Source organism: Actinoplanes sp. NPDC051633 (assembly GCF_040681735.1).
Lineage (GTDB): Bacteria > Actinomycetota > Actinomycetes > Mycobacteriales > Micromonosporaceae > Actinoplanes.
On sequence record NZ_JBFAZH010000934.1, the window covers coordinates 1 to 3,111 of the forward strand.

The window sequence follows — 3,111 nt, forward strand, 5'->3', positions numbered from 1 at the left end:
GGTTGCCGGTCAGGAAGGCGCCCTCGGTCAGGCCGGGGTCGACGAGGAAGCAGCGGTATTCGTCGGTGCCGCCGTTCGGCGCGGCCGGCGTGTAGGCGGCGGGCATGCTGAGGGTGACGAACCGCTCGCCGTCGCGCAGCGGCGCGGCCGGCGGGATCGAGTGACCGGCATGAGGGGCGGTCGCGCTCCGCGGTGGTTCACTGCAGGCCGATCCGAGCAGGAGTACGCAGCTCAGCCCGGCGACCACACGCGATATCGCTACCCGTCCCATACCCCCATGATGCCCCGGCCGGTGTATTGCGGGCGTCATCGTCCGACGGCGGAGCTCGCCGTCAGCCGCTCGCCGGGGGACAGCGATCGACGACCGTCGTTGATAGCGTGGGGCTCCAGCCATCAAGAGACGTCAACGGGGGAAGTCTCATGAAGCTTCGGCTACTGTCCACTGTGATCATTGCGGCCGCGGTTGTGCTCGGTGTCGCCGTGCCCGCGCAAGCCGCCGCCCGGCCCGGCGGGGTCCTCCTGGTCACCGACGCCTGGTCGACACACGCGCTCGACGTCCGCACCGGCGCCCGGCTCAGTGAGGTCGGGAACGGCTCGGACGCCACGATCTCTGCTCGCGGCCGGTGGGCCTACGCTCACGACGTCGACGAGTGCATCCCCGACATCGAGGGCTGCTGGGGCGCACCCGACCTGGTGACCTCGGGTCCGGCCGGCGGCGCCGAGCGGGTTCTCGTCCACAACCCGGAGCGCAGCGGCGGGGCGACCGACCCCGCCTGGTCACCCGACGGCCGCCGGCTCGTCTACTCCTGGCACACCCCGGGCGAGCGCGGGCTCAACATGATCAACGCGGACGGGACGGGGAACGAGCAGATCGTGTCGTTCAGCGGGCCGGGCCGGTTCTCGCCCGACGGTCGCGGCGTCGCGTTCGTCAAGGACGGGAACGTCCAGGTGATCGACCTGCGCACCCGGGCGGTCCGAGTGCTCACCACCGACGGCGACGCGCTGTACGACGCGCCGGACTGGTCGCCCGACGGCCGTCGGCTGGTGTACGCGGCGGCGGACTCGTTCCGGATCGTGCCCGCCACCGGCGGCCCGTCGACCGGCCCGACCTGCCCGGCTTCCCGCACTCGGTGACCCGGCCCGTGTTCTCGCCGGACGGCCGGCACGTGGCATTCAGCGCCTACGAGACCGTCAGCGACCCCGACACCTACCTCCGGCGCCTGTACGTCTCGGCACCGGACGGCGCTGGCCTGACCGCGATCGCGGACACCTACGAGGAGCCGACCGACTGGCTGGGCTGATCCGCACACCGGCCGGCCGGCGGACGGTGGGCTGTACCTTCACGTCGTGAGGCGATTCGTGCGGACCGGGGTGGACGCCCTCGAGCACCTGGTCAGCGGCTTGGGCACGGCGATCCTGGCGCTGGCGGCGCTGATCGCCGGGGTGCTGCTGGCGCAGCCCGCCCTCGTCCGCTCCGCGGCGGACCGTGAGCGCGCACGCCTGTCCCGCTGGGGTCCGGAGATCATCGACCCCGGCCCGCTGCCGGCCAGGCGGTGGGTCGCGCTTCGCGATGCCGGGGTACGCCGGGAGCTGGCCTGGGTCGGCGTACACGGCACGGCCGGCTTCCTGCTGGGCCTGCTCGGCCTGACCCTGCCCCTGTACGCGTTGCAGTGCATCACCTTCCCGCTGTGGTACCACCTGGTCCCGGGCGACATCGGCGGCCCGGGCGTGCTGTTCTGGCCGATCCGCGGGCTGCCCGACGCGCTGCTCGTCGCGCTCGCCGGCGTCGGCTGGCTGGCCGCCACGATCTTCGCCGGCCCCTATCTGGCACGGCTGCAGGCGTGGCCCGGGCGGCGCCTGCTCGCCCCGCCGCCGGGCGCCGACCTGTCCGCCCGCGTCGCGCACCTGACCGCCACCCGCGCCGCCGCGCTGGACGCGCACGCCGCCGAGCTGCGCCGCATCGAGCGGTCGCTGCACGACGGCACGCAGAACCGGCTGGTCGCGGTCACCGTGCTGCTGGGCCTGGCCCGGCGGGCCCTGACCCGCGACCCGGCCGCCGCCGAGCAGGCCATCGACCGCGCGCAGACCGCCGCCGAGGATGCGTTGTCCGAGCTGCGTACCGTGGTCCGCGGCATCCTGCCGCCGGTGCTCGCCGACCGCGGCCTCGCCGGTGCGCTGGACGGCCTGGCCCGCGACTGCGGCATCCCGTGCGAGTTGACCGTCGACGCGCCGGGCCGGTTCCCGACGGCCGTCGAGGCGACCGCCTACTACGTGGTCGCCGAGGCGCTGACCAACGCCACCAAGCACAGCGGCGCCGGCCACGCCACGGTCTCGGTGCGACGCGAGGAGGACCGGCTGGTGCTGCGGATCGACGACGACGGGATGGGCGGCGCCGATGAGACGCGGGGGTCCGGGCTGACCGGGATCCGGCGGCGCGTCGAGGCGTACGACGGGACGATGACGTTGACCAGTCCGGCCGGCGGGCCGACGACGATGCGGGTGGAGCTGCCGTGCGGATCGTGATCGCCGAGGACGACCCGCTGCTGCGCGAGGGGCTGGCCGCTCTGCTGCGCGCCGAGTCGCTCGACGTGGTGGCCACCGCGGGCGGGCCCGACGACTTCCTCAAGGCGGTCGACGAGCATCTGCCGGAGATCGCCGTGGTCGACGTCCGGATGCCGCCGACGCACACCGACGAGGGCATCGTGGCGGCGGTCGAGGCGCGGCGGCGACATCCCGAGCTGGCGGTGCTGGTGCTGTCGGCGTATGTGGAGCAGGCGTTCGCGACCGAGCTGCTGGCCGGGGGCGCGGCCGGGCTCGGCTATCTGCTCAAGGAGCGGGTGGGGCGGGTGGACGCCTTCCTCGACGCGCTGCACCGGGTCGCCGGTGGCGGGACGGCGATCGACCCCGAGGTGGTCGGTCAGCTCTTGGCGCGTACCCGTCCGGACAGCGGTCTCGACCGCCTCAGCCCGCGCGAGACCGAGGTGCTCGCGCTGATGGCCGAAGGCCTCGGCAACACGGCGATCGCCGAGCGGCTCTTCGTCACCGACGGCGCGGTGCACAAGCACATCCGCAACATCTTCGCGAAGCTCGAGCTGGCCCCCGACGACCGTG

Annotated in this window: 4 protein-coding genes and 1 pseudogene; 4 read left to right on the forward strand and 1 reads right to left on the reverse strand. The window is 74.0% G+C overall.

All coding sequences use genetic code 11. The features are described from left to right. Window positions 1–271 (reverse strand): annotated as a pseudogene (locus AB0M20_RS34720) (monooxygenase); the annotation flags it as partial. Window positions 272–420: 149 nt separating this feature from the next. On the opposite strand from AB0M20_RS34720, the gene AB0M20_RS34725 reads away from it, so the two are divergent. The 4 genes from AB0M20_RS34725 to AB0M20_RS34740 all read left to right on the forward strand — a co-directional run. Further along, entirely contained in the window at window positions 421–1,134 is a 714-nt protein-coding gene (locus AB0M20_RS34725; protein WP_364304625.1) for a hypothetical protein, read from the forward strand. After that, window positions 1,131–1,301, forward strand: a complete 171-nt coding sequence (locus tag AB0M20_RS34730; RefSeq protein WP_364304626.1) for a hypothetical protein — start codon at window positions 1,131–1,133, stop codon at window positions 1,299–1,301. The genes AB0M20_RS34725 and AB0M20_RS34730 overlap by 4 nt, the downstream gene beginning before the upstream one ends. A gap of 46 nt (window positions 1,302–1,347) precedes the next feature. Continuing rightward, a complete protein-coding gene (locus tag AB0M20_RS34735; RefSeq protein ID WP_364304628.1) occupies window positions 1,348–2,523 on the forward strand; it encodes a sensor histidine kinase in 1,176 nt (391 codons plus the stop codon). Beyond that, the coding region (locus tag AB0M20_RS34740) for a response regulator transcription factor (protein ID WP_364304630.1) at window positions 2,511–3,111 on the forward strand (601 nt) is incomplete at its 3' end. The genes AB0M20_RS34735 and AB0M20_RS34740, both read left to right, overlap by 13 nt.

Excerpts from the sequence above, each read along its gene's own strand:
- AB0M20_RS34725 (WP_364304625.1), top strand. The coding sequence starts at position 421 with ATGAAGCTTCGGCTACTGTCCACTGTGATCATTGCGGCCGCGGTTGTG.